The organism is Paenibacillus sp. NPDC056579, assembly GCF_042793215.1.
Lineage (GTDB): Bacteria > Bacillota > Bacilli > Paenibacillales > NBRC-103111 > Paenibacillus_S.
This window is the reverse complement of record NZ_JBHTVD010000011.1, coordinates 146371-171035: the sequence shown is the minus strand read 5'-3', so window position 1 is coordinate 171035 and position 24665 is coordinate 146371. Positions and strand designations below refer to the sequence as shown.

The 24665-nt window shown below is 46.1% G+C and carries 17 protein-coding genes; 14 read left to right on the top strand and 3 right to left on the bottom strand.

Annotated elements, in window-relative coordinates; genetic code table 11:
• Positions 1-44: 44 nt before the first annotated feature.
• The 5 genes from ACFQ88_RS31765 (at position 45) to ACFQ88_RS31745 (ending at position 4946) form a co-directional block, all read left to right on the top strand.
• Positions 45-467: a DoxX family protein gene (locus ACFQ88_RS31765; RefSeq protein ID WP_379460799.1), complete on the top strand. Its 423-nt coding sequence runs from the start codon at positions 45-47 to the stop codon at positions 465-467.
• 63 nt (positions 468-530) lie between these two features.
• On the top strand, positions 531-995 hold the full coding sequence (locus tag ACFQ88_RS31760) for a phage tail protein (RefSeq protein WP_379460797.1): 465 nt from the start codon (positions 531-533) through the stop codon (positions 993-995).
• Between the two features lie 90 nt (positions 996-1085).
• The gene (locus ACFQ88_RS31755) at positions 1086-2006 is read left to right on the top strand and encodes a helix-turn-helix domain-containing protein (RefSeq protein ID WP_379460795.1); all 921 of its coding nucleotides are present in this window, start codon (positions 1086-1088) and stop codon (positions 2004-2006) included.
• A gap of 312 nt (positions 2007-2318) precedes the next feature.
• The gene (locus ACFQ88_RS31750) at positions 2319-3758 is read left to right on the top strand and encodes a sulfatase family protein (protein ID WP_379460793.1); all 1440 of its coding nucleotides are present in this window, start codon (positions 2319-2321) and stop codon (positions 3756-3758) included.
• A 171-nt stretch (positions 3759-3929) separates the two neighbouring features.
• Positions 3930-4946 (top strand): glycoside hydrolase family 43 protein, encoded by a 1017-nt coding sequence (locus ACFQ88_RS31745; RefSeq protein ID WP_379460791.1) that lies wholly within the window; start codon positions 3930-3932, stop codon positions 4944-4946.
• Between the two features lie 44 nt (positions 4947-4990).
• Here ACFQ88_RS31745 and ACFQ88_RS31740 read toward each other — a convergent pair whose 3' ends face one another.
• Positions 4991-6082, bottom strand: a complete 1092-nt coding sequence (locus ACFQ88_RS31740; RefSeq protein WP_379460789.1) for a GntR family transcriptional regulator — start codon at positions 6080-6082, stop codon at positions 4991-4993.
• Between the two features lie 470 nt (positions 6083-6552).
• Between ACFQ88_RS31740 and ACFQ88_RS31735 the strand changes: the two genes are divergently transcribed.
• From ACFQ88_RS31735 to ACFQ88_RS31725, 3 genes are all read left to right on the top strand, one after another.
• Entirely contained in the window at positions 6553-7854 is a 1302-nt protein-coding gene (locus ACFQ88_RS31735) for an ABC transporter substrate-binding protein (protein ID WP_239633953.1), read from the top strand.
• Between the two features lie 58 nt (positions 7855-7912).
• Positions 7913-11020 carry an alpha-mannosidase gene (locus ACFQ88_RS31730; RefSeq protein ID WP_379460787.1) on the top strand — a complete coding sequence of 1036 codons (3108 nt, stop codon included), beginning with the start codon at positions 7913-7915 and terminating at the stop codon, positions 11018-11020.
• An 84-nt stretch (positions 11021-11104) separates the two neighbouring features.
• The gene (locus ACFQ88_RS31725) at positions 11105-14824 is read left to right on the top strand and encodes an OmpL47-type beta-barrel domain-containing protein (protein WP_379460785.1); all 3720 of its coding nucleotides are present in this window, start codon (positions 11105-11107) and stop codon (positions 14822-14824) included.
• A 90-nt stretch (positions 14825-14914) separates the two neighbouring features.
• On the opposite strand, the gene ACFQ88_RS31720 is transcribed toward ACFQ88_RS31725, so the two are convergent.
• Positions 14915-16108: an MFS transporter gene (locus tag ACFQ88_RS31720; RefSeq protein ID WP_379460783.1), complete on the bottom strand. Its 1194-nt coding sequence runs from the start codon at positions 16106-16108 to the stop codon at positions 14915-14917.
• A gap of 279 nt (positions 16109-16387) precedes the next feature.
• Here ACFQ88_RS31720 and ACFQ88_RS31715 point away from each other — a divergent pair, with 279 nt between their 5' ends.
• The 5 genes from ACFQ88_RS31715 to ACFQ88_RS31695 all read left to right on the top strand — a co-directional run bounded on the left by ACFQ88_RS31715 (position 16388) and on the right by ACFQ88_RS31695 (position 21959).
• Complete coding sequence (locus ACFQ88_RS31715) at positions 16388-17416, top strand: LacI family DNA-binding transcriptional regulator (RefSeq protein ID WP_379460944.1); 1029 nt, start codon at positions 16388-16390, stop codon at positions 17414-17416.
• A 312-nt stretch (positions 17417-17728) separates the two neighbouring features.
• Entirely contained in the window at positions 17729-19057 is a 1329-nt protein-coding gene (locus ACFQ88_RS31710; protein ID WP_379460781.1) for an ABC transporter substrate-binding protein, read from the top strand.
• A 48-nt stretch (positions 19058-19105) separates the two neighbouring features.
• A complete protein-coding gene (locus ACFQ88_RS31705; protein WP_379460779.1) occupies positions 19106-19921 on the top strand; it encodes a formylglycine-generating enzyme family protein in 816 nt (271 codons plus the stop codon).
• 17 nt (positions 19922-19938) lie between these two features.
• The gene (locus ACFQ88_RS31700; RefSeq protein WP_379460777.1) at positions 19939-21606 is read left to right on the top strand and encodes a right-handed parallel beta-helix repeat-containing protein; all 1668 of its coding nucleotides are present in this window, start codon (positions 19939-19941) and stop codon (positions 21604-21606) included.
• Positions 21607-21758: 152 nt separating this feature from the next.
• The gene (locus ACFQ88_RS31695; RefSeq protein ID WP_379460775.1) at positions 21759-21959 is read left to right on the top strand and encodes a hypothetical protein; all 201 of its coding nucleotides are present in this window, start codon (positions 21759-21761) and stop codon (positions 21957-21959) included.
• Positions 21960-22116: 157 nt separating this feature from the next.
• On the opposite strand, the gene ACFQ88_RS31690 is transcribed toward ACFQ88_RS31695, so the two are convergent.
• Complete coding sequence (locus ACFQ88_RS31690; protein WP_379460773.1) at positions 22117-22722, bottom strand: TetR/AcrR family transcriptional regulator; 606 nt, start codon at positions 22720-22722, stop codon at positions 22117-22119.
• Between the two features lie 562 nt (positions 22723-23284).
• Between ACFQ88_RS31690 and ACFQ88_RS31685 the strand changes: the two genes are divergently transcribed.
• On the top strand, positions 23285-24439 hold the full coding sequence (locus ACFQ88_RS31685) for a sulfite reductase subunit alpha (protein WP_379460771.1): 1155 nt from the start codon (positions 23285-23287) through the stop codon (positions 24437-24439).
• The last annotated feature ends 226 nt before the right edge of the window (positions 24440-24665 follow it).

Sequence of the window (24665 nt, the reverse complement as noted above, 5' to 3'; positions counted from 1 at the left end):
AACCGGAGTGAGTTCCAATGGAATCAATTATGAGGAGGGAACAAATGAGTACGATTATCGGTACGGAAACAACCGCGAAAGTAGAAAATCAGACCCGAGGAAAAATTATCGCTTATTGGGTTACAACTTCGCTGCTAGCGTTCTTTTTAGGGAGCGGAGGCATTGGAGAGCTAACCCATCAATGGGGGACGCTAGGGACGGTGGAGATTGTAGGGTATCCGGTGTACTTTCTAACCATACTCGGGATTTGGAAAGTGCTCGGGACGATAGCCCTCCTCGTGCCGGGTTTTTCGAGGCTTAAAGAATGGGCATACGCGGGCATTTTCTTTGGAATGACAGGCGCAGCTGCATCACATGCATTCGTGGGAGACTACGGGGCTTATGCGTACCACATATTCATCCCCCTTGGTTTTGTAATTCTCGTTCTCGTCTCGTGGGCGCTTCGTCCGAAGAGCCGCAGGCTTTAAGGTGAAGATGAACTAACTTGTAGTCGTTTTGTACGCAAATCAAGAATAAGAGGAGAAAAGCAAATGTCCTATATCGTAAATTTTAATCATGTGTCCACGGTTGGTTTAGAGCCTTCCCCTATAGCAGAAGCGCTTGCGGGTTTACGTGCTAATGAAGCCCGTTACTATATGAACAAATATAAACATGAATTTACGGTAGTTCCAGCTAGCGAAAGTCAGGAGACTCTAGATTATGTGAACCGAATTTTAAATGAAGAACGTGATATTGAGTTTACGGCCAATCCTTTAGAAACATCGCGGTTTCAAGTGGACAATATCAAAATGGCCTATGTCTTTTATGAGGATGGCCTTGTGGTCAACGTCATGTACACGGTTGATGATCCTAAGAAGCGGGCCGTTGGTTTTAAGCTTTCTGAGGGGATGGAGGTACCGAAGGAGTTAGAAGGGAAATTTAAGTTTGCTAGACAAAAGTCTAAGCTTGCGGGAACAATTCGGGGCTCTTTCTTTACAATTAAACGAGAATATTAAAGTTAACTAGCGTCGTCGTGAAATAACCTAGTAGGCGATTTGTGAAAACAGTATAATAGGATGTAAAAAGCTTCAAATGAGGTGCCGGAAATGGGACACATCCAGGCTGTAAGTTTTCTCAAAAACCTCTCCTTGAAATTGAATTGGATTATTGAATGGAATTTCAGACCGGACATGGGTGTCGGCAAAATCGCCTATCCTCACACAATCATATGGCTTATATTGGACGGCAGAAGGCATATTACGATTCATGAGAAGACATATGAAATTAAACGCGGCGATCTGGTCGTCATCCCGCCGCATACGATTCGCTACGTAGAAGCAGATGCGAACGACCGCGAGTTGTTTAGGTACATTACGGTTTGCTGTGACCTGAAGCTTGGCTCGTTGGAGTTTGTGGACATGTACCGGTTTCCGATCGTACCGGCCATACAGGACCAGACACGTTTCCAGGAGCTAATCGATCTATCCTACACGCTTCTGAGAGAGACGAATCACATTTTGAACCAACTGGGCATCAAGAACATCTCGGAGCTCGAAGCCCAGAAAAAGGCAGCAAACGTCAGTGCGGACGAGACGGAAGCGCTACTATACGTACAAAGCTTGTTCGGCGCCTGGTTTTATCAATTTTACAGGCTGATGCGTCCGTTCCTGCTCGAGCAGCCGGTGACGATCGATCCGAGAATCCAGACGGCATGCAGCTATATTGAGAAGCACTTGAATCAAACTATGAAAATCGGAGATTTGGCGCGAAACGTGTATATTAGCGAGAGTCATCTGCGGCTGCTGTTCCGCAAAACGTTCGGCAAATCGCCAATGGAATATTTGCAGCAGGCCAGAATGAAGCGAACGAAGGAGCTGCTTGTCAATACGGAAATTCCGATCCGCGACATCGCGGAAATGATCGGCTATCAGAACCAGAATATGTTCAGCCGATCGTTCGTCAAATTGGAAGGCTTGAGCGCTAGAGAGTACCGGAAACGGTACAGGGAGAAAGTAGACAAGCAGTAACATGGCTTCTCAACATGAAGTCATTGGCTGTTGAATCGAGCACATTGAGCGGAATAAACGGACACGGACATGGAGTTATCCGATAGTAAGAGGAGCATGGGAGGAACCTGGGATTTTCGGCCAGGTTCTTCTTTTTTAACGCCACGAAATTAATGTCCGATACGGAGGTAAGCCCTTCCTTCAGTTCATTGTTACAGTTCATTCATTAATCGAAAATGAAACATAGCTAATCGATTGGGCTATATATTACCATACGAATTAATGATATATTTTGACACATAATCGAATTCAACATTGATGGAGGTACACTGCATGAGTGACAAACCAAACATACTATGGATTTGCACCGACCAGCAGCGGTTCGATTCACTTGGCTGCTACGGCAACCAGTACGTTAGGACGCCGAATATCGACAAGCTTGCCTCGAACGGCTTGCTGTTTGAAAACGCATACAGCCAATCGACAGTTTGCGCACCGAGCAGGGGGAGCTTCCTGACCGGCCGCTATCCGCGCACAGTCCGGCTGCGCAAAAACGGGCAGAACATTCCGGACAGCGAGGTACTCGTTACCAAGCTGCTGCATGATGCAGGCTACACGTGCGGACTGTCCGGCAAGCTGCATCTGTCCGCCTGCTTCCCGACTGCCTCTCACGGAACGGAGCACAGAATCGACGACGGATACGATATGTTCCATTGGTCTCACCATCCAAAGGACGATTGGGCGACGAACGAATACAGCCAATGGCTGCGGGCGAAGGGCAAGAAGTTTGCTGCGCGGCCGGTGGAAGGCTGCGAATATGTGGTGTACGGTCCGGACGCGGAGGACCATCAAGCGGCCTGGTGCGCAGAGAAAGCGATCGATTACATCCAAGCCCATGAGGGGAAGCGGCAGCCGTGGGTGTTCTCGGTCAACATCTTTGCTCCTCATCATCCGTTTGATCCTCCGGAAAGCTACTTGAAGCGGTATCTGAACATGCTTGATGAACTGCCGCTGCCGAACTATTACGAGGGCGAGCCGGAATCGAAAACGAGCGGTCAGAGAAGAGACCATCAAGGAGCTTACGCTAATCCGAAACTATACCCTTTCAACAAAATGTCGGATTCCGATCACCGGTATTTGACGGCGGCTTACTACGCGATGGTGGAACTGATCGACGACCAGGTCGGTCGTATGCTCGAGGCGCTGGAGCGTACCGGACAGCTGGACAACACGATCGTCGTGTTCATGTCGGACCACGGAGAGCTGCTCGGCGATCACGGCGTCTATTTGAAAGGGGCGCACTTCTATGAGCCGTCCGTACACGTGCCGCTGATCGTTTCGTGGCCTGCCGTCATCAAGCAGCCTGATCGCCCGTCCACTTTCGTCGAGCTTGTCGATCTTGCGCCGACGTTCCTGGAGGCAGCCGGTATCGAGCGTCACCCCGGCATGCAAGGGAAATCGCTGATGAAGCTGTGGAGCGGCGAGACGGCGGATCATCGCAGCGACGTGTATTGTGAAGCTTACGAGAGCAGCAACAGGAAGCCTTATGGCATGGAGTACGCGATGATGGTACGGGACCGTACGCATAAACTCGTCGTGTATCATACGCGCCAGGACGGCGAGCTTTATGATCTGGAGACGGATCCGGGGGAAAGACGGAATTTGTGGAGCTCGTCCGAGCATGCGAGTGTCAAGCTTCGGATGATGGAGCTGCTGTGCCATCGTATGGCGGAGACGATCGATCCGCTGCCCGAAAAGCTTGCGCCGTGGTAAGGGGAACATAACGCTTGGCGATCATGCGCTTGCGCTGAAAGCTCTACTGATGCAGCTTGATTTGAGTTACGGTCATCATTGCGTCTTACAACAAATAAGTAAATCTTTAAAGGCTTTTCTTCAGATGAAAGACTAAGGAACAGCCATGAACCGAAAAGGGAGTGAACAAACGTGGGTCAACTAACCTATTGCAATCCTTTGGCTATTCAACAGATTGGCGATCCGTTCATCTTGAAAGCATCTAATGGGCGGTATTATTGTTACCCTACTTATGCCGCAGGCAACAATCTCGGGTTTAAAGCATGGTCCTCCGACGATTTGATCCATTGGAAGGATGAAGGATTCGTTTATGAAAAAGTAAAAAATAAAAAGGCTTGGGGCTACAAGCAATTTTGGGCTCCCGAGGTTGTGGAGCATCAAAACCGTTTTTACATGTACTATACAGCCCGTTGGAAGGAGAAGGATAGTTTAAGGATTGGCGTTGCCATCGCCGACCATCCGGCAGGGCCGTTCGTCGATATATTGGACTGTCCGATGTTTGATTTCGGTTACGCGGCGATTGATGCCCACGTGATGGTAGAAGAGAACGGGCGTAAGTTTCTCTATTATTCCAGGGATTGCTCCGAAAATATCGTTGACGGCCGTAGGGAAAGCCATATTTACGGATTCGAGTTGATGGATGACATGCTGACACCCAAACAGGAAGGCAAGCTCCTGCTGAAGCCTGATCAGGAATGGGAGTTTAAATCCGGAGAGAGCTGGCGGTGGAATGAAGGGCCTTTTGTAGTGAAGCATAACCGGCTCTATTATTTGATGTATTCGGCTAATTGCTTCGCGGAACGGGATTACTCTGTCGGTTATGCCACAAGCAGCGAGCCCTTAGGACCGTTCACGAAATATGAGGCGAACCCGATCCTGTTCACCGATAGCGAGAAGATCTCAGGCCCGGGCCATCATAGTGTAACGGTATCGCCGGACGGCTCGGAATTATTTATGGTTTATCACACCCATACAGATCCTAAGGCGGGTGGCGGCAACCGTCAAGTTTGTATGGACAGGATGGCTTTCCGCGAGGACGGCTCGATAGTCGTTTACGGACCGACAATCTCGGAACAGCCTGCGCCTTCCGGAGCATCGAGTAATATGCCGGAAAACCTCCCCGCGGACGCGACTCCTCCGGAACGGTAATGCTGTGAGCGAAGCACTGCCAATCCATGATTCCGCCGTCGAAATCAAGCTTCCGATCGAACTAGAGCTGGGCTTGCAGTCGAACTCCGGATAACAAGATGGCTGGGCAGAGCGATGCTGCATCGATCTTGCTTCGGGTTCTCAATAAGCGAAAGAACAAGCTTTGCAGCTTCTCTGCCCATATTTTTCTCGTTCTGATTAATATACGTAAGCGGCACCTCCGACAAATCGGACTGCTCATAATTGTCGAAACAGACTATAGACAAATCTCCCGGAACGTTCAGGTTTAAAGCCTGCGCAGCCTTTTTGGCCATTAGACCGATAGCCGCATTCGTTGCCACAATCGCTTTAATATCCGGATTATCGGCTAAATAGCTCCTGATTTGTTCGACGGGCGATGCGGCGCCCAAACTTAGTCTCAGGCGATATTCAATGAACAGCCCGGAATCGCTCAATGCCTGCTCGTAACCGTGCAATCGATCCTCGATACTCGTGGTTCCGGAAACCTTTGTACTGATAAAGCTGATTTTGGTGTGACCAAGATCGGTCAAATGCTTGGTTGCTTCGTAGGCACCGGTGTAATTATCGGAGATAATACGATTAGCGTCGAGTCCTCGAAAATATCGGTCTACGATGACAAGGGGAAAATGATTAATAGTTAAATTTAATATCTCATCGTTGAAGGTTTCCCCATCGACCGGATAAATAATAATTCCGTTTACTCCGAGCTCGTGGAGCTCTTTCAAAATTTTATTTTCCATATCCTGATTATTATGGGTCAATCTAGCCGCGAGATGGTAGCCGTGATCGGCCAGTTCCTGTTCTATACCGGTCATGAGGTTGGCTGTAAACAAGTTATTGAGGCGAGGCATAAGGAATGCGACGATGGGACGGCTGTCATCTTTTTGCTCAAACGAAAGCAGCTGTCCTGAGTCGTCATCGGAGATGAAGGAGCCTCTCCCTTGAATCCGATAAATAAGTCCTTGCTTCACGATATCGGCCATAGCATTTTTTACGGTAATTCGGCTGACGTTAAATTGCTCGGCGAGTTCATTTTCCGAAGGGAGCTTATCTCCAGGCTTCCAAATGCCCTGATTCATTTGTTGGATGATGTAGTTTTTCAATTGTATATACATGGGAAGCCTCTTCCGGGCAATAGACATATTCATCTCCACTCCCTATCATCAGTTGATATATCAAATATACAACTATATTATTTATTAGTAAAGCTTAAAGTCCGTAACCAAAACGCGGGTGGACTTCGTATGGAAAAAATTACGAGAGTTTGTTGATCTGCAAAACCACGGTTTACCAAAGCATAGTCGGTGCGCAATGCACTTTGACTATGCTATTTTTCGTTATATCACAATCAACTAATTGATATAAAAGTTATATAAGAATATACATCATATTTACAGATCAAAACGGGAGTGTTATAATCACTTCGAACCATGAAAACCCGTTATGGAACGAACGATTGTAAGCGCATTATTTTACTGGGATGGATAATTAATGGCTCGGGGAGGTGAACACATTTAACGTAAGTACTTAGGCATCGATACTCGAACTTATAGGGAAAATTATTATTATGGCAGGAGGGCCTTGGATGTTAAGAAAACGTTTACTTTTAGCTACGCTGTTATGTATTTTCGTGGTGATAGCGGGATGCAGCAAAACAGCTACGGACAGCGGAATGAAAAACGATGAGGTTGTATCAGAAGGACCCGTTGAAATTACTTTTTTTCTGAACTCTATGGGCCAAAAGGAGTTTGATGAAATTGTCGTTCCTATTGCCCAGAAGAAGTTCCCGAACTACACCTTAAAGGGTATCGTACCCGGAACCGGTACTGGAATGCGTGACCTCATTGCCGCCAATGCAGTTCCTGATATTGTTGTAGGGAGTAAAGGAGCCATACCCGCCTTAACGGAATTCGAAACATTTGGAGATATCGACGACATGATTAAGAAACATAATTATGATGTAAGCCGCCTGGAACCGGCTCTTGTGAATATCATGAAGTCGAATTTTCAAGACAAGATCATCGGGCTGCCTATTTGGTCCACGGTTTACGCATTAAGATACAATAAAGATTTATTTGATAAATTCGGGGTCGCTTATCCCAAAGACGGTATGACATGGGATGAATTGTATGAGCTGGATAAGAAGCTCACGAGAGTCGAAGGCGGAGTTCAATACCGCGGTTTCAGCGAGCGATGGCAGAACGTTCTTCTTGAAAATAATCAGCTCTCCTTGCCGATTTTGGATCCAAAAGAAGAGAAGTCCGCTTTGCTTACGGAGGATTTTAAGAAATTAGCGGAAAGCATCCTTAGATTTTATCAGCTTCCAGGACTGACCTTCGATTTAAAAACATCTGACCCGGAAGAAGATAAGCTTCTGTTTGAAAAGGGGCTTTCAGCCATGCAAATCAATAATAATAGCGACCAGGTGAATTTCAATTGGGATCTTGTAACCGTTCCGACATATAAGGAGAAGCCGGGCGTCAATTTTCAGGCCAATGCGACTTATTTACTCCTGACTAAACAGAGCAAGCACCGTAATGAGGCGTTTCAATTGATCGCTTATTTGACTTCGGATGAAGTGCAAAAAGAACTGTCAATGAAGGGGAAGGCGCCTGTAGTGAAGGAACCGAGCATTCAAAAGCTGTTCATGTCTAACAATCCGCTTTATAAAGGAAAGCGAGTCGAGGCCTATTTCATGCTGAAGCAATATGCCCCGGAGCCGCCTGCAAGAAGTCCGGAATTGCTGCAAGGTTATAGTAATGCTGCATCACAGATTGTGAAGAAGGAATTCCAGAACGTGATCATCGGAGCCAAAGATATCAATACAGCTCTAAGAGATGCGGATGAGGCCATTATTAAGGACATCAATACCAGGAAGGTCAAGTAGCACTGTTCGATGAGATGAAGATATACGAAAAGTTGGAAAAAGGAATGAGGAGACAGAGATGCTGAACGAAAAACAGACGGAACGAATGCTGGGCAAGCTCAGACGATTTGAACAAACGATAGAACCGCTCATCTTCACGAAGGTAGATACCTTTGATGCGGAAATTTACAGGACACAGGAAAGACTTCATCAAATCCCTGAGAGTCATTTGTTCATAAAGGCTAGTCCGGGTGAAAAGTGGGGCGGCGAGGGGAATTATTGCTGGTTTAAAGGTAAATACCAGGTTAAGCAACAATTAGATAATCAATCCCTGTTTCTAAAACCTCATGTTGGAGGACACGAATCGCTTTTATGGGTCAACGGATCGCCTTTTGGGACGTTTACGTCTGCGTCAAGCGCAAACCATGGCAATCATTACTGTGATCTGTTGAAGTCTAGTGTGAAGTCCGGAGAAATTATCGATATTGCATTGGAATCGTATGCGGGTCATTTTTCAATAGCGAGTCAACCATTAGCGGCGACACCGCGCTCCGATTTTATGCACACATACAAGTCGATGGATATCTGTGTAAAGAACGAGAGCATAGCGGATTTTTACTTCGACCTGAAGACCTTTAATCAAATGGCCAGGGCACTGGACAAAAACAGTTTTGTCAGGGCAAATATCATTAGAACGTTAACGCAGATTCATGAGATTCTTTATTATTCTCCTGATAATATCGAGCAAGAAGCATTTTTTGATGCCATTGAACAAGCCAGCAAATTAATTAAAGTCTTATATCAGTACAAAAATACATCACTAGCGCCCATTGCGGCAGTTATCGGCCATTCCCATATGGATACTGCATGGCGCTGGACCATTGAAGAAACCGTTAAAAAGTGTACCCGGACCTTCTCCAATCAAATAAGCTTAATGGAGCAGTATCCGGAGTACAAATTTGTTCAGAGCTCTGCGTATCATGGGAAAATGATTAAGGACAACTATCCTGATTTATTCGAAAAAATAAAAGATGCGGTAAAAGCAGGCAGATATGAACCGAATGGCGCTGTCTGGATTGAGTGTGACTGTAATCTGGTAGGCGGGGAAATGATGCTGCGACAATTCCTATGGGGACAGAGATTTACTATGGAGAATTTCGGTTACATGTCAAACAGCTTTTGGCTGCCGGATACGTTTGGATATAGTCCGTCCATTCCGCAGATTATGAAGGGCTGTGGGGTCGATTATTTTCTTACTACCAAAATGGCGTGGAACGATACCAACAAATTCCCATACGATACCTTTTACTGGCAGGGGCTGGATGGTACGAGAGTGTTGACACATTTGAATAAGACCCATTTATGGCCCGATCCGGAAACCTGCATTGACTTCGTATTGGACGGACATAGATCGAGAGATACTATTGCAGAGAAAACGGTATCCAATATGCGTCTGTTAGCTTACGGCTTTGGCGATGGCGGCGGCGGGCCGCAATTTGAAATGATTGAAATGGCACGGAGATGCAGCGATTTGGAAGGGTGTCCGAGAGTGGAGACCATGTTTGTCGGTGATTTTATGCGCAGGCTGGAGCAGTCCATTACATCCCCTTCCGTATATGCCGGCGAACTCTATCTGGAGCTTCATCGGGGAACTCTCACGAATCAGCATACAATAAAACGCAATAACAGATTATCGGAAATCCGTCTGCACGATCTCGAATACCTCACAGTCCGAAATGCAGTGAATACTGATTCCATATGCAGCGATATCCATATTAAGCCTCTTGTTGAAACCCTTCTTGTCAATCAATTTCATGACATATTGCCCGGCACTTCGATTCCGGCAGTCCATGACCGAAGTATTTCGGAAACAACGCACATCATTCAAAAAGCCGATGAATTAATCAGACAGATCGTGCCGGTCAAAGCGGTGGAGAACAAGATTTCGATAATAAACACATTATCGTTCGACCGCAGCGATGTCATTTATCTGGATTATGTAGAAGGGTATGTTGTAAAAGGAGAATACCAACAGCAAATCGTAACGGATATTTCGGGTAATAAAAAGCTGGCTGTTTCAGGCGTAACCGTAGAAGCTTTATCGTCTGTGGTGCTTGAACGAGTTCCAGGCGATCCCGGAGAAGGCTCCTGCTTTGCTTTTGACGGCACTGTACTGGATACTCCACTAATCCGAGTTGTTCTTGATGACAGAAAATATATTACATCATTTATCGACAAGAGTCTGAACAGAGAACTACGAGGTCAAGGCTATGCCCTAAATACTTTGCTTATCGCTGAGGATGTGCCCACCGCTTGGGACAGCTGGGACATCGACGCCGATATTGAGCTTAAATTCAAGGATTGTGCCGTTCTCCTGGATAGCGAAATCATATCGGACGGTTTAGTCGAATTTAGAATCCGTAATACATATAAGCTGACCGAAAAATCAAGCTTGATTCAGGATATCATTTTTTATAGCGACAGCAAGCAGGTTACATTTGAAACGATGATGAATTGGCAAGATGATCATAGATTGCTGAAGACCGTATTTGATACGAATGTTTTTGCGGATTTTGCGAGACAAGAGCTTCAATTCGGCTACATAAAGCGCCCAACAACCCGCAATACGGATATAGAAAAAGCAAAGTTTGAAGTTTGCAATCATAAATATACCGATCTTTCAGAAAACAGGTACGGCGTCACGATATTGAACGACTGTAAGTACGGCATATCCGTACATCATTCACAGGTTGCTCTGACCTTGCATAAAGGCGGCTGCCGTCCGGATTTCAGGGGAGACAAGGGCGAGCATATGTGCTCCTATGCTTTTTTGCCGCATAGCAGCGGATTTGATGCAGATTCCGTAATCAAGCCTGCCTATGAGTTTAATTATAAGCCGATTATGATTCCAGGTGAATGCAGCTTTGAAAAGTTTATCAGCGTTAGTGAATCCAATATCATCATTGAAGCGATCAAGCCATGCGAAGATAACGAAAAAGCTTACATAATCAGACTGTACGAAGCTGAAGGCACCTATACGAATTCAACTCTGGCGTTTAATAAGAATGTAATGAAAGCCACATTAACCAACATGCTGGAGGAAGATATTCAGGCTTTGGAGGCTAAAAACGATGTTCAGCTTACCTTTAAGCCTTTTGAGATCAAAACAATGAGGATCAGCTATTAAATCGATGGGACCATTCCTGCGAATGGTTCCAGCTTTCCAGCTTTGAAGGGACGAATTTAAGAAGAACCTAAGGAGGGAAAGAACGTGGAATTATTGTATAAATATGTAAACCGTAGCAGCTTCAAATCCGCTATTGCCCGAATTCTAGTCCTGCTCTTGATTCTGACTGCAGTACAAATCTATCCGAACGAGGCATTAGCGTCTGTGGACGGAGTCAGCATAACGCTGGGGCCGACCCCAGTTGAAAACGGGATCCATGCATGGGCGGGCGACAACCCAAACGGCTTGCTGACAGGAACGGTAGCCGGTACGACGTATTGGCAGACGAACAATAATGCCGCCAGTCCGGGCACGTATTATTTTTACATGAATGTAGATGACGCTTATCTTCAAAACAATACCCAAGACGTTCAGATCACTGTGAAATATTTTGACGAAGGCGGCGGAAAGCTGCTGCTGAACTACGATTCGACAAGCGCAGCCTTCAAAGACGCGCCTTTGGCAGCGTACACCAATACAGATACCTGGAAAACGCATACGTTCGAGCTGAACGATGCTGCATTTGCGAATCGAACGAACGGGGCCGACTTTAGGATAGGGTTAGAAGGCGGTGGTGCAGGTACGAATGCTGATTTGAAAGTAGCGTCCGTAACCGTAGCAAAGACGCCGTCAGTGAAAATTACGAATATACATGTAACCGCCACGGCTACAGAGGTTGAAAAGGGCGGAACGCTTCAATTTATTGCGGAAATAACGCCAACTAATGCAACAACGCCAACCGTGACATGGTCTGTTGTGAATCAAGATCATGAGGCCGTCACTAGTGGAACGACGATTAGCGATACCGGTCTATTAACGGTCGCAAATAATGAAACCGCTGCTTCATTAATAGTAACCGCATCATCCACAGCCGACCAAAGTATAAAAGGAACCTATTCCGTATCTGTATCGTCCGTACCCTACTACGCTTTGCTTGAGTTCAGTGAAACGGTAGTCGAAAAAGGAGTGACCTATACCAGATATAACGGGAATCCTTCTTCCGAAGCCCAGACTTTCGTAGAAGAGTATAAAGGAGATATTGTCGGGCGTATTAATACCAATAAATATCTGTATGGTACATTACCGGCAGACTCTCCCCTTAGAGGCATCGAAGACGTGATTTTTACAATTCAGTATTATGATGTTGGGTCCAATAGGCCCTATTTGGAGCTTGGCCAGAAATCAACAGGGCATGCTTACAATAACAGACACTTCATACAGCTGTATAATACGGGAGAACTAGTAACACTTAGAATCGTAGTAAGCGATGCGCAAATGAACAAAAAACAAAATGGCGGTGCTGATTTCAGAATATCGGCTGCCGGCGGGAATTTTTACGTAAAAAGCATACGCATTGCCGGCGGTAAGGATACCCCTATAGATGAGACAGCTCCTCCTATATTTGCCGAACAGACTCCAAGTAATAACATGATTGGAAAAACGGTTTCCGGTTACCAAATGTGGTTTGCTGCTACTGAAACCAATACAGGATGGGTTCATTGGGGCTCCGGAGCAAGGCCTGGAGTTGGAAAGCTTAATGTTGAACTTTGGCCGGATGTAAGAGAATATCCTACCACGGCTCTTTTCAATACAGATTTTGAAAACCTGGAAAACGGAGAACAAGCTAAGCTGTTTACATCTAAGAATAAAGACGTGGTGGATCTGCATGCTTCTTGGTTGCGTGATTATGGCATAGACGGGTTAGCAGTTCAGCGATTTTATAACGAAACACAGGTCTCTGAAATTCCGGTAAAAAATCATATTAACCTGGTTCAAGAGGCGGCTGAAAAGTATAACAAGCTTTTCTATGTCATGTATGATATGTCAGGGTCCGGAAGTGCAGGGGACGCAGCAATAGAAAGAATCAAGAAAGATTGGGTTTATAATATCGAACGAAAAGGCATTGTAAGCTCAACGAGCTATGCCCATGCCAATGGTAAGCCGGTGGTCTGCTTATGGGGTCTTGCGGGAAATAATCCGACAAGATATCCGAGCGCCGAAGTGGCGCTGACTCTTATTCACTGGTTCCAAGACAGGGGCTACTATGTTATTGGAGGGTTACCTGATAATACATGGGCGTCGGTAACAAATGATTATGCCGAGGTTTATCAGTCCATTGACATGGCTTCTCCTTGGACGGTAGGACGGTTCTCAGGCACAGAGGGCGCCAAAAACTGGTGGAAGCGGTTAGATACCGAGCTGGCTTATTGCGAGAAATACGGAGTAGACTTCCAGCCAGTTATTTTCCCTGGATTTGCATGGTCGAACATGAGGAAAGGAGTCAACTCGCCGCCGCTTGAGATACCTAGAGACAGCGGAGATTTCATGTGGACCCAAGCGGCGCTTTTAAGAGAGCATGGATTAAAGTCCATGTATATAGCAATGTTTGACGAGTATGACGAAGGCACTGCAATTATGAAAGGTGCTGAAGATTCCTATATGATACCGAAAGGCGAGCAGTATGTTTATACACATGCGTCAGAAGGTACCTGGCTTTCTTCCGATTATTATTTGCGGCTGGCAGGAGCCATCGCTAATTTATCTAAACGTGATATAACCGAGGATAACCCTGTAAGCTATGTGGTACCGATCGAGCATTCGACTGGCCCTGTTTATTGGCGGAATGGCTTTGAAAAACGCGTAGCTATGGGCGGGGAGCTGACCAACGTTGACGTAGGTATATACAATCCCGATGATGCGAATGAACGTGATAATCCGGCCATTTTGAAACGGCAACATACGGATCTTGCTTCAGATTCCTTTGCCATAGAAAAAGATACTTATAATAGAGGAGCGTATTCTTTCCGATTCAACGGTACATCGGAAGGCCGCTCAGAAAACTCTCAACTTTACGCGCGAATTGCGCCAACGAAAATAAAAGTTCAAAAAAATCTAGAGCTTTCTTATTTTATTAAAGCAGAAAATGACTTAGGCCGGCATGTTTTCATTGATCTGTTGTTTGATGACGGTACTTATTTGAGTGACACGTATGGTTTTGACGGCAAAAATGCCAAAGGTAAAGTAGGGGAATGGGAGGAATTAACTTATTATGTAAACTCTTCTCTTGCAGGCAAGACGATAGTCGCTGTTATAGCCGCGTACGATAACGCTGCAGAAGGTGAATTTACGGCTTATATAGACGACATCACGATTCAATCAGCACCTCCGATGCTGAATCTAAGTCCTGCCGTACCTGACGGTAGTAACGGATGGTATACATCGAATGTAACGGTAAGCTTATCAGAAAGCGACAATATGTCCGGTGTGGTGAAATTCGAATACCAAGTAAATAACGGGCCTTGGACTGCCTACACTGGAATCCTGCCAGCCTTCGGTGACGGGCTGTATACCATCCATTATCGCGGTACGGATCAAGCAGGCCATGTAAAAGTGACTCAAACGGTAGAGTTTAAGATTGACAAAACGGCACCATCGCTATCCGTTCAATTGGATAAAACGTCGTTATGGCCGCCGAATAATCAAATGGTCGTTATCGATGCAGCACTTCATCCGAACGATACGGCATCAGGCGTTGCTTCTGTTGAGTTAACCTCCATTACGAGCAACGAGCCTGCTGGCAGTCAAGATGATATTGCAGCCGATTTGGGCACTGCAGCTACATCCTTTAGTTTACGTGCTGCAAGGCTGGGTACAGGATCGGGGCGTATTTACACAATCAAGTATACGATAACCGATAAAGCAGGCAACCAAGCGGTTACTACTTCAACCGTCACAGTGCCTCATGATCAATCAGGAAATCATTAGTTCATTGTACACAAGCTTTAAACTGAAAGAAGATGGCTCCTGTATTTGCCAGGAGCCATCTTCTTTTGAATCTGAAACGCTTCGTCACAATTAACGCGCCTTCCGGTCGGATCGGTAACAGACGATGCTTAGAATCAGAGCTGAGGCAACTAGCAGCGCTCCGACCCAAGGCAGCGAGGTGATAGACAGGTGAGTAATCACCGTGCCACCAATGAAAGCGCCGGTGGCGTTTCCCAAATTGCCGGCGGAGTGACTGGTCGTCGAGGCCAAAGCCGGCGCCGATTGCGCCAAACTCATGATGCGCACCTGCATGCCGGGGAATACGGCAAAGGATGCGGCGCCCCAGAGGAAAATGGTCACCACCGAAGCAATCGGGCTGTGGACCGTAAATGTAAAGAGGGTAAGAAGCACGCAGATGGTCAAATAAATGCCGATAATGGAAGGCATCAGCTTCCAATCCGCAAGCTTGCCGCCGATGATGTTGCCGATGGTCACGCCGCAGCCGAATAAAACGAGTATCCATGTGACGCTATGCTCGGCAAAACCGGTAACTTGCACAAGCAGCGGGGTAATGTACGTAAATACGGCGAACAAACCGGCATTCCCGAGCACCGCGATCAGTAGGAAGAGCAGCAGCTTGTGGCTTGTGAGTGCCGAAATTTGCTGCATGACGCTTACGGGCATATCCTGCCGCAATTGCGGTATGAACATCAGGATTCCGACCAGGGTAATGGCTCCCATGACGGCAATCGTGGCGAAGGAAGCCCGCCAGCCCAAATGCTGGCCGATGAAGGTACCCAACGGGACGCCGATAATATTGGCGATAGTTAGACCGGCCATCATGATCGACACAGCGCCGGCTTGTTTATCAGGAGATACTAGCTTGGAAGCAATAACGGCGCCCACGCCGAAAAAGGTTCCATGCGTCAGGGCGGTGATTAATCGGGCTCCCATCAGCACCGCATAGTTCGGAGCTGCGACGGAAAGGATATTTCCCGCAATAAATAAGAGCATCAGAAAGACTAGCAGTTTCTTTTGCGGAATTTTGTGGGTCAGCACGGTTAGAATCGGGGCTCCAACGGCAACGCCGAGCGCATACATCGTAATGAGCTGGCCGGCGGCCGAGATGCTGACACCTAGATCGGCAGCGACGTTGGGTAATAGACCCATGATGACGAACTCCGTCATCCCGATGGCAAAGGCACCCATGGTTAAGGATATCAATGATATGGGGAATGGTTTTTTCGAAGCTTCATTCCTGATCTGGGTTTGTGTTAATTCCATGAGGTTATGATCACCTTCCGTTGTAAATAAAATGAAAGCTTCAAGGAGGACCTGTGAATGCTAAATCGAACTGTTCCATCTTATTATTATTTCTGGCAATGAATCAAGAGTTTTCTGCAAAACTTACAAGAAACTTAACCTTGAAACGTTTACATTGGAAAACCGAAATGGATAGTTCATTAATTCGCCTTAGCTTCCATTTTTTTCTTGACATGTTAAACGTTTAAGCATAATCTAATAAGTGTGTTAAACGTTTAACAAAGTGGAGATGAATTGCTGATGAGTAAGACCAAACAAGTCACCATAGTCGATGTAGCGGAATTTGCAGGTGTCTCAATTGCAACCGTTTCCAATGTCCTCAACCGAGGTGGAATTCGAACATCGAGAGAAACGATTCGTAAGGTTGAATTGGCAGCCGATGAACTGGGCTACCGGCGAAACATAATGGCAGCGGGGTTAAGTCGAAAGAAAACATTTGAAATCGGTCTCATTATACCAGGCTTTAAGAGCATCTATGGTATGTTAGCAGAGCATTTGCAGCTAGAAGCGCACCATGCCGGCTACCATCTGACCGTTTTTTCTTCCAACGGGCTGAACCCTGACATTGAGCGAAGACATCTGGAAGTACTGTTACAGCGAAGAGTAGACGGTCTCATTTGCCATGGCTTGGCCATGGGGATGGAGGCTACCAGATCCATTGTGAATCAAGGCACCCCCTTGGTATTGATTAACGGCTGGAGCTGGCCTGAGGATATTTCGATCGGCTCGGTTAATCTGGGAATTGCCGGTGCCTGCGAGCAATCATGCAAGGTTCTGACTGATCGAGGGTGTACCATGCTCTGTTATGTAGGGCACAAAGGCTCAAAGATTATCGATGAACGGCGGCGGCTTGGTTTTGGGGATGGAATCGATAAATATGGAAGCGGTTTACTTCATGAATCTACGGATATTCAAGAGTTGGATTATGAGCGTTATTTGACGGATTTGGTACAGCGGCATTCGGGGCGAATCGGTATCATTGCCTTTGACGATAATATTGCATTGAAGCTGTTGTCCGCTGCGAACAAACTGCACATTCCTATTCCCGAGCGTTTGATGCTGATTGGTGTTAATAACGATTACATAGCCATTAACAGCTATCCGGGAATTTCAAGCTGGGAAATACCCTATATGGATCAAGCCCAGTCGGTCATTCATAAATTGATTAACAAGCTCGAAGGAAGATCGAAGGAGGATGAGGTTCGAGAAATGGAAGTGCCTCTTACGTTCGTTGAGCGAGAAACAACCAAAATACCGGAAGGGTTATAGCTACCTACGAAAAGATGTTGCGGCGGTGTAGGGGAATGCTTCAAGCTAGTGCAGACTCATATACCGTCTCCCAACAACGGACGCAGGAAAGCTGCAGCTGAAGGCAGTGACTGGTAATCGTTCTAAGGAGGATGATGTAAGCAGGTGGAGAAAGCGGAGCTTGGCTTCGTCGCAATGCTCTTTGAATGCGATTACATAACTCAAATTAATTGGTAAATAATGTAATATTACACCGGAAAGCTCAATTGGAAGACGATGAGATGAAATGAAATGAGATGTAATGAATCAAGAGGATATATAAGGAGGATTTCCATGAGACAGAAGAAGAACTGGACCATTCGTTTGACGATGCTCACGACTTTATCTCTAGTAGCGGGGGGCTGCAGCAGCTCCGGGACGCCAACCCAAGGCAAAGTAGAGGAAGCCAAGAAAATTACGGAGCCGGTTGAGCTTGTATTTTATTCGGTAAGTAAGGATTCCGAGGAGAACTTTAACGAGCGATTCGGTAACGCAATCCGCAAAAAGTTTCCGAGCTACACCATTAAATATATTCAGCGTGTACCGAACAGTACGGATTTGCAGCAGCTGTTGACCTCCGGCGCACAAATCGATATTCAGTGGGATTCCATTGCTTCGTTCACAAGCTCCGTACTCGACAGCGGAACGGCGTTCGATATGATGGATTTGATTAAGCAGCATAACGTCGACTTGAACCGTTTCGAATCGAGCATGATCGATTCACTGAAGAAGACGTCCGGAGGGGGACTTTACGGTTTGCCGCTTTATAATGACCGAATGGCCCTCTATTACAATAAAGATCTCTTTGATAAGTTTGGCGTGCCTTATCCTAAGGATGGAATGACCTGGGATGAAATTATCGAGCTTTCGAACCAAGTGACCCGGGAAGAGAGCGGTGTTATCTACACGGGCTTATCCCCATCCCTGAACCAAGTATTCGTTTCCAATCAATTCTCACTTCCGCTTGTAGATAGCTCCACCAATAAAGCTACGATCAATAACGACACTTGGAAAAAAGTCATCGATACGATGCTAATCCGCCCTACGCAAAATAATATCTACAAGAAAAAAATTGAGCAATCGAAAGGCAAAATTCCTGATTCCAACACCTTCGTCAAGGAGAAAACATTAGCCATGTATACAGCCTCTCCTTTGCTGCCGGTAGTATTTGCCCAGGATATGGCTTCGATGAACTGGGATGTCGTTACCTTCCCTACATTCAAGGAGCTGCCAGGTGTCGGCGCGCAAGCCTATCCGGGAGTGATCTCCGTGACGAAGATGTCTAAGAATAAAGATGCCGCAATGGAGGTTATCAAGTTCCTCACATCCGATGAGTATCAGCTGGAGGCTTCCAAGAACGGGATCATGACCGTATTGAAGGACGAGACGATTCAGAAAACACTTGGGCAAAATTCAGCGTACAAGGACAAAAATTTCTCGGCGTTCTTCTCCAAATTTCCGGCAATGGCAGAAAAAACAGTGAGTGAAAGCAAAGCCGGAGTGTTAGGAAAATATACGACAAATGCGATGAAAGTAGTCAACGGAGAGATGGACATCAATACTATGCTTCGTACAACCGAAGAAGAAGTAAACAATGCGCTGCAATCCGCGAGTGCGAAGTAGGAGAGGAGGGGATAATACCTATGACACGAACGCAATAGGAAGGTGCCTATGAAAATGAAGTCTTCTCTACTAACATTTTTGGTAGTCTTAGGCATAGCAGGTGCCAGTCTAATCTATTACAGTAATCAAAAGTCTGAACAAACCGTTCCAGTACATCTGCCAAAAACAATAAGCGTTGATATCGGGCACGGCAGGAATATGGAATTGGTTCTGATTAATCCAGGATCATTTACAATGGGATCTTCTTTGACTACGGGAGAGGAGGATGAGGCTCCGGAACACAAGGTCACGATCACAAGACCCTTTTATCTGGGAAAATATGAGGTGACCCAGGAGCAATGGGAAGAATTGATGGAAACCAATCCAAGTAAATTCAAAGGTGATAAACGACCTGTTGACAGTGTTAGCTGGGATGACTCTCAACTATTTCTAAACAAACTCCAAGAAAAGACCGGACGTAAATTTACCCTGCCAACGGAAGCACGATGGGAATTTGCGGCACGTGCAGGAACAAGCACCCCATGGCATTTTGGTAATAATGAATCATCTCTAGGCGACTATGCCTGGTTTCAGGAAAATTCCAATAATGGGACTCATCCTGCAGGTCAGAAAAAGCCCAATGCTTGGGGACTTTACGATATGTACGGTAATGTTCAGGAGTGGTGTAATGACTGGTATGCAGCGGCATATCCGCAAGGTGATGTCGTGGACCCGCAAGGTCCGCTTTCAGGTGAATCTCGTGTAATGCGCGGAGGGGCTTGGGGAGACGACCATACCATGGTTCGCTCAGCCTATCGTAATGCCTCCGGAACCGACGCGAAAACTCCCGGCATAGGTGTTAGAGTTGTAATGGAGATAGACTAAAAAGGAGTGAAATAACTATGGCAGCCTCATTAAAATCTATGGTTTTATCTATGAGCCAGATTGGTAAAATTGGTGTCGCTATGATAACGATTAGTTTAGCTGCATTATTTGTTATATCCACCTCAGTATTTGCAGCAAGCTATTACATTTCTCCAACGGGTAATGATAACAATTCAGGAACGGAGATTGCTCCTTTCAAAAGCATAATGAAAGCGCAATCAGCATCGTCCTCTGGGGATACCGTATATATTCGCGGAGGAGTATATGATGATTTTGAAATTGCGAATACCGATAGTAATTATAACTATGTCCATGATATTACTAAGAGCGGAATTACATATGAGGCATATCCTGGAGAAAGGCCTGTCTTTGATTTCAAACATGTGCCGACGAATCTGCGTGTGGCTGCTTTTCGTGTAGCGGATAAAGTAACGGGTATTAAATTCAAAGGCTTTGATGTGACCGGAGTTAAAGTAGGGAATCAAAAGCAATCCGAAGTTTTTCGAGTTATTGGGCAAGCCGATTTCGAGAATGTAGCTGCTCATGATAATGAAGCTAACGGCTTTTACTTTACTACAAGAGGGACGGGAATAGTTCTTAATTGTGATTCATACAACAACATTGGACCAACGGATACATCGGCTGGAAATACAGATGGTTTTGGTGCTCATGCGGGTCCCGTTTCGTTCATTAATTCCCGTGCATGGAATAACAGTGACGACGGGTTTGACAGCATCAGTTCAAGCGCGCCGGTGATCTATGACCATTCCTGGTCCTTCAATCATAGGGGAAATCAGGATGGGAAAGGCGATAAAAACGGTTTTAAAGTCGGCGGATATACTACTAGAACAGAAGGACTTCCTAGTCCGCTGCCCGTTCATACCGTTAAATATTCCTTAGCTGTAAATAACGGTGGTGCCGGCTTTTATGCTAATCATCAGCCGGGTCAAGCAGCTAACTGGACTAATAATACGGCCTATAAAAATGGCAGAGCTAACTTCGATATGCTGGAGCGAGTAAGTCCGACTCAAGTCGGCGACATCCCCGGCTACAGAGAAGTATTGCATGATAACGTTGCTTATGTTGGTAAGGCAATAATAAATGATAATAATCCTTCGGAAAATGTAACGAATAATTCATGGACAATCAATGGCGGTCTCAACATTACGGACGCAGATTTTGTAAGCTTGGATACAACCCAATTATCTGCACCTAGAAAACCTGATGGAAGTTTACCTGACGTTACTTTTATGCGCCCGGTACCTGCCAGTCCTCTGTACACACACAAATTAGGCTACCTTGCTGACAAAGATACAATAGCACCCGTTACGACGGATAACGCACCGAAGGTCCCGACGAATCAGGATACTACTATCAGCTTCAACGCTGTAGACAACGGCTCCGGAGTAGCAGCAACCTACTATTCGGTAGATGGGGGGACTACACAAGCGGGGACTTCCGTTACAATCTCAACCGAGGGGGTACATTCGATCGTTTATTGGAGCGTAGATAACGCCGGCAACGTGGAGGAAGCCACAACGATTGTCTTCACTCTGGATAAGACAGCCCCGGTGATTACAGTGACCGGTGTGGTGTACGGTACGATTGACAATTCCATGGAACTATCGCCGGTCTTGTCGCTTAGCGATTACTTATCGGGGGTGATAACAGCAAGACGACAATAACTCTCGATGCGAATGAAGTACAACAAGGCATGATAGTCCCGCTTTATACACTTCCACTCGGTCCGCACATATTCAATGTGTCTGCAAGCGATCTGGCAGGAAACGTAAGCAGCCAAACCATTAGGTTCCAGACATCAACAAGCATCCAAGCTTTGCAAGCATTGATCGAGCGCTTTAGTAATGCCGGATGGATCGATAACGCAGGTATTGCAAACAGCTTAAAGAGCCAATTGGCCTCCGGCAATCTGGCTGCTTTTGTTAACCATGTCAATGCTCAAAAGGGCAAGCATATTTCAGCTCCATACGCAGATTATCTCATCCGGGATGCCGAATTCTTGTTGTCCCATAAATAAACGCGTGAATGGGAAGCACAACGAATGGCTCATGACTCGATGAATCGAGAGCAGTGAATAGCGGTGAAGGAACGATTTAAGGGAGCAGATCGCTGTGACAACTGCTCCCTAAACTTATAACATTGCAGCATTACGGCATTGAAGCAGCATCGGAAGCTTATTCATCCGACATGCTCGCACAAAGCTCTCGGAGATGCCGGGTAACGATCCGCTCAACAGTCTCCGGTGTGTAGACCTCCGGGCGAAGCAAGGCTAGGCTTGTCAAGCCTTCGACGATTGCAGCCAATCGATATGTTTCGAGTTCAACGTCTATCGAAGAGGGGAGAAGCTCCGCCTTAGCTAGAATATCGAGGACGGCTTTAGTCAGGTAATGTAATCCGTCAGTGAGCTCGTCCTTTTTATTTTGTAAGGCCGAACTAGTGAGGGAACGGATGGCGAATACCCACCAGACACCGACTGCAGTTCGTTTTTCTGAATCCATAGGAAGCAGCTCTAATAGAATTTCCTTCGCAGCCTTCAGCGGAATACGGCTTATATCCAGCTCCCCTCTCCTTGTAACTCCTCTCGTCAAATAATAATCCACAATAAATAATAGCAGCTCGTCCTGGGTTGAAAAATAATGTCGTAAGGCCCCAGGCGATAGCCCTGCTGCAGCGGCTATGGCGCGGATTGATGCATGCTCGATCCCTTTTGCTTCGATAATACTCCATGCCGATTCAGCTATCAGTTTTCTTTTTTGTTCATGGTCCACGATTTTCGGCAACCGTATACACCCCTTGTCTTATTTAACACACTGTATTAAAATAAATAATACAGTGTGTTATTTTGATTTTACTCCGTTATAACGCATCACGTTTGTCCCGTCAATAATGCTGGAGCTTGCCGCGATTAATGAGAGGGGGATTTTGGTGCAGGACTTCTCCAACGGATTTCGTTTGCATTCGACCTGTTATAGCTGCAAAAAGGCGTTTAATGCCTTCGAGGGGACTCAAGCCTACGACAACTTGAAACGTAACTTTAAAGGAATGCATTACTGCGAAGATTGTAAAAGCAGGATCGAGCTTGAAGCGCGACTGCAGTTTGGGAGACGGCTATTAACCGGCAAAGATTAGGTTTCAAGATAAACCGAAATTTCTTACAAAGAATGGACTTAAATACGGAGCTTTTTTTACATGTGGAAGCAGAATAGTTGTTTTAAACATGTTATCAATTGTGTACAATTATGAAGAATAGGTAAAGATCTATAGGATGATTCATGAAAAATCATTTCTAAGTTATGCGGCATGTGATATTCTAAATGTAAAAAAATTGTTGGAGTGAAGAGAATGCAGGCTACTGATGTCGAAAAATCACCATCCTTGTTTTCCAGAACCAACCCGTTTCAAGCAAAAGTGTTGAAAAATGTCAATTTAAATGGAGAAGGCTCCAGTAAAGAAACACGCCATATTGAGCTGTCGTTGCAGGGCTCCGGTCTGTCCTATGTGCCCGGCGATTGCCTAGGTATTATTCCTGAAAACGATCCGGAGCTGGTAGCTCTCATTATTGAGGTTATGAAGTGGGATGCGGAGACTCCGGTTGTCATTAATAAACAGAATGAAACGCTTCCGTTGAAAGAAGCGCTTTTGAAGCATTTCGAGATTACCCTGCTATCCAAAAAAATCGTTCAGCAGGCAGCTGAGCTTTCAGAGAATGAAGAGCTGAAGCAGCTGGTGGCGGATGCGGAAAAATTGAAGGCTTATACGGACGGTCGAGATGTACTGGATTTGCTGAGCGATTTTGCTCCTTGGAAAGCTTCCGCACAGGATATTACCGCTTTACTAAGAAAATTGCCGCCACGGTTGTATTCCATTGCAAGCAGCCTGACAGCGAATCCGGAGGAAGTCCACCTCACGATCGGCGCAGTTCGTTATATGGCGCATGGACGCGAGCGCAAAGGTGTATGCTCTGTTATGTGCGCAGAGCGTCTGAACGAAGGAGCTACCGTTCCGGTCTTTGTTCAAGTTAACAAACACTTTAATCTGCCGGAATCCTCGGAGACGGACATCATCATGGTAGGACCAGGAACAGGTATCGCACCATTCCGTTCCTTTATTCAAGAGCGTGCGGTGAGCAAGGCGACAGGCAAAGCTTGGCTGTTCTTTGGCGATCAGCATTCCGCGACGGATTTCCTTTATCGGCAGGAGCTAGAGCAATATCAGCAAGCAGGCGCCCTGACCACAATCGACGCAGCTTTCTCCCGCGATACGGATCAGAAAGTGTACGTGCAGCATAAAATGCAGGAGAACGGTCAGGAGCTGTTCGCGTGGCTTGAGCGCGGAGCTTACTTCTACGTATGCGGCGATAAGCAAAACATGGCGAAGGATGTTCACAATACCTTGATTGACATTATTGAAAAAGAAGGCCAGCTGAGCCGCGAAGCTGCTGAAGCCTATCTTAAAGAATTGCAGGAACAGGGACGTTACCAGCGTGACGTGTATTAATAAGACGGAACAACTAGGAAGGCGAGCAGGCTGAAGATCAGCCTTCTCGTCTTCTTTGCGTAACGGGAGCCGGTGTATCCGCCTCAAATCCATGAATCAAGAAATGACTATATGGCCTCCTTTAATGACAATCAAGCCTTGTAAGCCGCTGCTGCAAGGCTTTTTTCGTGTCTTTGCAATTACGTGCCGGAATGACTATGGACGGCAATGAAAGCCTTACCCTATG

What these genes read in the sequence shown, in the direction of transcription:
- ACFQ88_RS31760 (WP_379460797.1), top strand. Translation starts at nt 531, where the DNA reads ATGTCCTATATCGTAAATTTTAATCATGTGTCCACGGTTGGTTTAGAG.
- ACFQ88_RS31730 (WP_379460787.1), top strand. Translation starts at nt 7,913, where the DNA reads ATGCTGAACGAAAAACAGACGGAACGAATGCTGGGCAAGCTCAGACGA.
- ACFQ88_RS31735 (WP_239633953.1), top strand. Translation starts at nt 6,553, where the DNA reads ATGTTAAGAAAACGTTTACTTTTAGCTACGCTGTTATGTATTTTCGTG.
- ACFQ88_RS31710 (WP_379460781.1), top strand. Translation starts at nt 17,729, where the DNA reads ATGAGACAGAAGAAGAACTGGACCATTCGTTTGACGATGCTCACGACT.
- ACFQ88_RS31750 (WP_379460793.1), top strand. Translation starts at nt 2,319, where the DNA reads ATGAGTGACAAACCAAACATACTATGGATTTGCACCGACCAGCAGCGG.
- ACFQ88_RS31685 (WP_379460771.1), top strand. Translation starts at nt 23,285, where the DNA reads ATGCAGGCTACTGATGTCGAAAAATCACCATCCTTGTTTTCCAGAACC.
- ACFQ88_RS31755 (WP_379460795.1), top strand. Translation starts at nt 1,086, where the DNA reads ATGGGACACATCCAGGCTGTAAGTTTTCTCAAAAACCTCTCCTTGAAA.
- ACFQ88_RS31740 (WP_379460789.1), bottom strand. Translation starts at nt 6,082, where the DNA reads ATGTATATACAATTGAAAAACTACATCATCCAACAAATGAATCAGGGC.
- ACFQ88_RS31700 (WP_379460777.1), top strand. Translation starts at nt 19,939, where the DNA reads ATGGCAGCCTCATTAAAATCTATGGTTTTATCTATGAGCCAGATTGGT.
- ACFQ88_RS31720 (WP_379460783.1), bottom strand. Translation starts at nt 16,108, where the DNA reads ATGGAATTAACACAAACCCAGATCAGGAATGAAGCTTCGAAAAAACCA.
- ACFQ88_RS31705 (WP_379460779.1), top strand. Translation starts at nt 19,106, where the DNA reads ATGAAAATGAAGTCTTCTCTACTAACATTTTTGGTAGTCTTAGGCATA.
- ACFQ88_RS31715 (WP_379460944.1), top strand. Translation starts at nt 16,388, where the DNA reads ATGAGTAAGACCAAACAAGTCACCATAGTCGATGTAGCGGAATTTGCA.
- ACFQ88_RS31765 (WP_379460799.1), top strand. Translation starts at nt 45, where the DNA reads ATGAGTACGATTATCGGTACGGAAACAACCGCGAAAGTAGAAAATCAG.